This is a genomic window from Acerihabitans arboris (genome assembly GCF_010131535.1).
Lineage (GTDB): Bacteria > Pseudomonadota > Gammaproteobacteria > Enterobacterales > Enterobacteriaceae > Acerihabitans > Acerihabitans arboris.
Map to the genome: position 1 here is coordinate 1 of NZ_WUBS01000039.1, position 4739 is coordinate 4739.

The following is a 4739-nucleotide window of genomic DNA, read 5'->3' on the forward strand; positions in this document are numbered from 1 at the left end:
GCTTTTGGCCCGGCCTTCGATGACCGGCTCGCCCCAGCCGACGATGCCTTCGTCGGTCTCGATTTTTAAGAACATCCAGCGCGGCGGCAGCCGATAGGTGGTGAGTTTGGTTACTTTCATAGGTCAATTCCTCAGCAATAATATGCCATGGATTGTAGCACCATAATTTTATGTTGTACTACGATGAAGATCGCACTTTGGACAATTCATCGTTAGAATTCACTGACGGCGAACAGGACATTAACCGGCGTGGATTAAGGAAGGAAATGGGGGGCAACACGAAAAAACCGGTCATCAAACAGACCGGAGCGGCCGCCGTTTTCCAAAGTCCGGCGACGAGACGCAGCAAGGCGACCGCGGCGGTGAAGTCGCCTTTTATTGTATTGCATCAATTTTCAATGCCTTCGAGATAGGCGCAGAACATATCCGCCATGGCGTCAGAGTAGGTTTTGATCTCCGCGAAGGTCCGGGGACTGGTGGAAAAATGTTTCCCCACGGTACTGAGTGTCGTCATGATCAGATCGCTTGCCAGCGCGCGGGTTGCTATCGACGCATTGGGCAGCACCTCCTGCATGAAGGTCTGGACAGCCTGGTCGATCGCCGCCTGTGCCTCATGCGCCTCGGGGACATCCCGATAGAGTGGAGCGGCATCGTTTAGCGCCACCCGCATCTCAGCCTCCTCGCATTCCGAGCGAATGAACGCGTGCACCAATATACGCAACCGTGCCAGCGGTGGCTTCCGGTCATCATCGAGGATGCTGCGCAGCAATTCGGTGGTTTGTCGCCATTGGCGCATTTTTCGCCCTCTATTTCCTGCATCAGGAATGGACTCATGCCGGGCTTGGCCTGACGGCTTTCGGCTGCGGATTCGTGCTGGTCCGCGTGCTCTTTGGCCATCTTCCCGATCGCGTGGGCGGCCTTCCCGTGGCTATCGGATCGTTAGCGATCAGACCATCGGCCAGGCTCTTATCTGGAGCGCGGATGATCCGATGCTCGCCCTTGCCGGCGTATCTCCCAGGAAATCCTGTACCTGCAGGGAGTGACATGAGCGCTCTTTGTTGCGGATTGTTTAAACTTAAGCCTGGTCTTGCATGCCTTTGCTTTTTTCAAAATCAGGGATATCCGTAGAAAATCTCGCGCTCCGGGCATCGCGTTCATAACCCTGCGACTCACATAAAATACCATACAGCTCGGGCCGGCGGCCGTGGATCCATCTTCTACCGGTGGACATGGCAAGCAGGTTCAAATCGAGATCGGTACTTACCATCGTATCTTCAAATGAGCAGGTTTCTTCAATGATACGGCCATAGGGATCGAGGATCATGGCGTTACCCGTACGAATCTCACCGTTATCCAGGCCGACTCCATTGCTGAACAGGATAAATAAACCATTGTCATGAGCTCTGGCGGGCAGCCAGCGCATCAGCCAGCCGCGCCCGTTGTCACCGCGAAACGCCGCCTCCAGGGCCACCGGATCGTTATGCCTGTTTTCCCAGAGCGCAACAGGGATTGGCTTCATTCCATACGGGCTGCGGGAGTTGGTACCGCCCGTCTGGTGCGGCGCCACCAGGATATCAGCGCCAAGCAGGGCCGTTGCGCGCACGTTCTCAACCAGATTGTTATCCCAGCAGATAAGAATGCCGACGCGCACTCCCCAAGGGGTATCGAATACGGTAAAGCTGTTCCCCCTGACAAAATCCGGGTGCTCGAAAGCGTGCAGTTTGCGGTGTACATGCACAAGGCAGTCCGGCATGCATATCGCATAAGCGTTATAAAGCAGCCCGTCGTTTCCCCGTTCGATAAATCCCACGCCGATCGCCATCTCATATTTTTTTGCCAGTAAGGTGATTCGTGCCAGGGACGGGCTGCTGTCAATCCGTTCCGCCAGCGCCGCCACTTCTTCAGTGGTAAGGTCGGGAACATGCCAATAGCCGGTAATACACATTTCGGGGAAGGTTAGTATCCTGATGCCCTGACGGTTGGCCTGATGGATAAACGCCTCAATCACCGAAAGATTATATTGCTTGTCACTGGCCCGGTGGCTGAACTGGACTGTCGCAACCCGAAGACTTTGTTTCATATCCTCTCTCCTCAACTGGAAACCGGTGTCAATTTAATCAGACAGGTGCGAAACTGTATAATCACGATTACTCCGGATTTTGATAACCAACTGGAATGGATATTAAGCTGTTGCGCGCGTTCGTTACACTGGCTCAGCAGGGGCGTTATCATTCTGCTGCGGAGATCCTGTGCCTGACACAACCCGCCCTGACAAAGCAGATTCAGACGTTGGAGCATCTGGCGGGAATAACTCTTTTTCAGCGTGGTCGCCAGGGGGCGAAACTAACCGTCGCCGGCCGGCAGCTCTGTTTCAGAGCCTGCGCATTACTGCAACAGTATGATGAGTTCCGCGAATATATGCGCAAGGTACAAAACGGGAGCGCGGGTAGGCTGGCTCTGGGATTTGGCATATCGTCATTTCAGCTTGCCCCCGCGCAGGTGACCGCTTTTCGCGGGCTGTTTCCGCATGTCGAAGTCTACCTGAACGATATTCCTTCCGACGTGCAGTGCCGGATGTTGCTGGACGGGCAGCTTCAGGCCGGATTTATACGTCTGCCAGCACCCGAGCCTCTGAAAGTCGAAGTGCTGATGGAAGAGAGGCTGGTCCTTGTCATCCCCCCTGAGCTTAGCGCGGATCCCGCTAATCTCCGGGCTATACTTGAGTCCCATCAGCTCCTGCAGATAACCGCCCACCGTGGGCATGGACTGGTGGTTCAAACAGCCTGTTTTCTCAGGGAGAATAAACTCAACGCCAGGGCGGTGTCCGTTGCTGACGATATTCAAACCTTACTGGCATTGGTCGCGGCCGGAAATGGTGTGGCATTACTGCCCGCCGGAGTCAGCCATATCTTGCCTGCCGGCCTGAAACTTATGCAAGTCGAGGGGGAATATGCCAGATGGCTGATTGGGATTGCGTGGAACCCGGATATTCAGGATGTTTTGCGGGATAGTTTTGTAAAGATAGTGACGGCAGCAGCGGAGCCTTAATACGGCTGGTATATAGACGTTCTGCTGTATGCCAACGGCTGATTCGTCAAAAAAACTCCTGGCAATATCCTCTCCTTTTATATCTTGAAAGAAAAAATTGGATGATGCTTCCTGGATATGCTTTTTTACTAGCAGAAAAAATGGCAAAGCGTGGTCTTTCGATTCTAAAAAAGGTGCTATGGTATTGCAAATATAGACGCGCAATATTGGAGAAAAATAACAAACGGACTAACAGATGACCAAGGCCATCAAATGATTTCTTTAAATCACTATTGATCAAGCAAGCATACTCGAGGATGTAAATTCCATCGTGACTCGGGCTGGGTTACCGTATTAAGGATCCCCAGCTCCTGGATTATTAGCTTATATTGATAATAATCTTTTGGCTATTAACCCAGAAGAAGGATATTTTATCATTAATTTTGGAAGTTCTATTGAGATCTTAACAGAGTCTTTTACAAATAAAGTTCATGCCAATGTTCACGGTGTTGTTCAAACATATCGCTCAGATGAGCAGGGAAGACATTCATACGCAATGTTTCTCGATAGCGATATCTCAGGTGACGTGTATAGAGATTTACCTAATCCTGGTCCTATATGGATTCAAAGCATGGCTGAATTTGCCTAACAAGAAGTTAAACGTATGTATGATTATAATGACACTTGTCTTTAACTCAATGCAACTTGGAGGTCATACTATTTATGAATGGGCTAACGCTTCAATCCCAAATGGTAAACAAATTTTTAGTTAAAGCGATGGATTTGAAAGAGTCATTGAGCACGGATTTTTTTTCATAAAAATACCAAAAAAACTAGATTTGACCGCTGGAGATTTGTTTGCGAATGAATTTTTTAGATATAAAACTTGGCAGGATAATAATTATTATCGAGGTTTTTATCAATGGTCACATCCTATTCTTACGCAAAGGGAAGGCTACTTTTTTGAGAGAAAATAATCAAGTTGAACAATTCTTCCTTAAGTTAAAATTAACAATATTAGCGGCTACCGTTTTTTTTGTTGGTGTAGCAGAGTTTATATTAGCATCAATGCTTCCTCCTCTAGCAGTGGCTTTTGATACTACTACAGATAAAGCCACTTTGTTAATCTCAGGATAGGCATTTTCGTATGCTATTGCCGCTCCAATAATTGGCTTTTTTTTTCAAAAATATTAATTATATCAAATTGCTTTTTTTAGCTCTTCTGTTTTATTGTATTGGATAATATTGCCATTATTATTTCTTCTAATCTTAAATGTGCTATAGCGTTACGTTTTTTGGGTGGAAGGAAAATGATTATTTTAAAACACTAAAGTCAGGAGGCGATAAGATGAGACATAGATCATCAATAATTCCATCACTTAAAATAGTAAGGCTTCTTTGTGCTAAAGGTGCTTGGAATGGTACGAGTGTTGCTACCCCAGCAGCGCAGCCGCCTCCGCCAGGGCCTTTTCCTTGCGCGCCAATTCACGCTCCAGCCCTTTGATTTTCCTTTGGGCCTGCTTTTGCGACTGACGGGCATCGGCTTGTGGCGTCTGGTGAAGGTCCTGTTTCCACTGGGCTATTTGTTCTGTCAACATCGTGAAGCGGTGGCCCCTTTTCAACGTTTCCGTTGTCCACTGTTTATCGTTTTAACGTCCGCTCATTATCGCGTCATCTGACGCACTCTTTGCCGATAACATTCCTGCCTTGCG

Annotated in this window: 6 protein-coding genes and 1 pseudogene; 3 read left to right on the plus strand and 4 right to left on the minus strand. The window is 48.8% G+C overall.

Annotated features, from left to right (window positions below; translation table 11 throughout):
- From GRH90_RS25655 to GRH90_RS25665, 3 genes and pseudogenes are all read right to left on the minus strand, one after another.
- Positions 1-120: pseudogene (locus GRH90_RS25655) on the minus strand (galactonate dehydratase); the annotation flags it as partial.
- A gap of 268 nt (positions 121-388) precedes the next feature.
- Positions 389-796 (minus strand): TetR/AcrR family transcriptional regulator, encoded by a 408-nt coding sequence (locus GRH90_RS25660; RefSeq protein ID WP_162368793.1) that lies wholly within the window; start codon positions 794-796, stop codon positions 389-391.
- A 279-nt stretch (positions 797-1075) separates the two neighbouring features.
- Complete coding sequence (locus GRH90_RS25665; RefSeq protein ID WP_162368794.1) at positions 1076-2080, minus strand: nitrilase family protein; 1005 nt, start codon at positions 2078-2080, stop codon at positions 1076-1078.
- Between the two features lie 95 nt (positions 2081-2175).
- Here GRH90_RS25665 and GRH90_RS25670 point away from each other — a divergent pair, with 95 nt between their 5' ends.
- The 3 genes from GRH90_RS25670 (at position 2176) to GRH90_RS25680 (ending at position 4164) form a co-directional block, all read left to right on the plus strand.
- Positions 2176-3048, plus strand: a complete 873-nt coding sequence (locus tag GRH90_RS25670; protein ID WP_162368795.1) for a LysR family transcriptional regulator — start codon at positions 2176-2178, stop codon at positions 3046-3048.
- A 382-nt stretch (positions 3049-3430) separates the two neighbouring features.
- On the plus strand, positions 3431-3676 hold the full coding sequence (locus GRH90_RS26010; RefSeq protein ID WP_178113376.1) for a hypothetical protein: 246 nt from the start codon (positions 3431-3433) through the stop codon (positions 3674-3676).
- A gap of 215 nt (positions 3677-3891) precedes the next feature.
- Positions 3892-4164: a hypothetical protein gene (locus GRH90_RS25680; protein ID WP_162368796.1), complete on the plus strand. Its 273-nt coding sequence runs from the start codon at positions 3892-3894 to the stop codon at positions 4162-4164.
- A gap of 296 nt (positions 4165-4460) precedes the next feature.
- Here GRH90_RS25680 and GRH90_RS26015 read toward each other — a convergent pair whose 3' ends face one another.
- Positions 4461-4625, minus strand: a complete 165-nt coding sequence (locus GRH90_RS26015) for a hypothetical protein (RefSeq protein WP_178113377.1) — start codon at positions 4623-4625, stop codon at positions 4461-4463.
- Positions 4626-4739: the final 114 nt, after the last annotated feature.

What these genes read in the sequence shown, in the direction of transcription:
- GRH90_RS25660 (WP_162368793.1), bottom strand. Translation starts at nt 796, where the DNA reads ATGCGCCAATGGCGACAAACCACCGAATTGCTGCGCAGCATCCTCGAT.
- GRH90_RS25665 (WP_162368794.1), bottom strand. Translation starts at nt 2,080, where the DNA reads ATGAAACAAAGTCTTCGGGTTGCGACAGTCCAGTTCAGCCACCGGGCC.
- GRH90_RS25670 (WP_162368795.1), top strand. Translation starts at nt 2,176, where the DNA reads ATGGATATTAAGCTGTTGCGCGCGTTCGTTACACTGGCTCAGCAGGGG.
- GRH90_RS25680 (WP_162368796.1), top strand. Translation starts at nt 3,892, where the DNA reads ATGAATTTTTTAGATATAAAACTTGGCAGGATAATAATTATTATCGAG.
- GRH90_RS26015 (WP_178113377.1), bottom strand. Translation starts at nt 4,625, where the DNA reads ATGTTGACAGAACAAATAGCCCAGTGGAAACAGGACCTTCACCAGACG.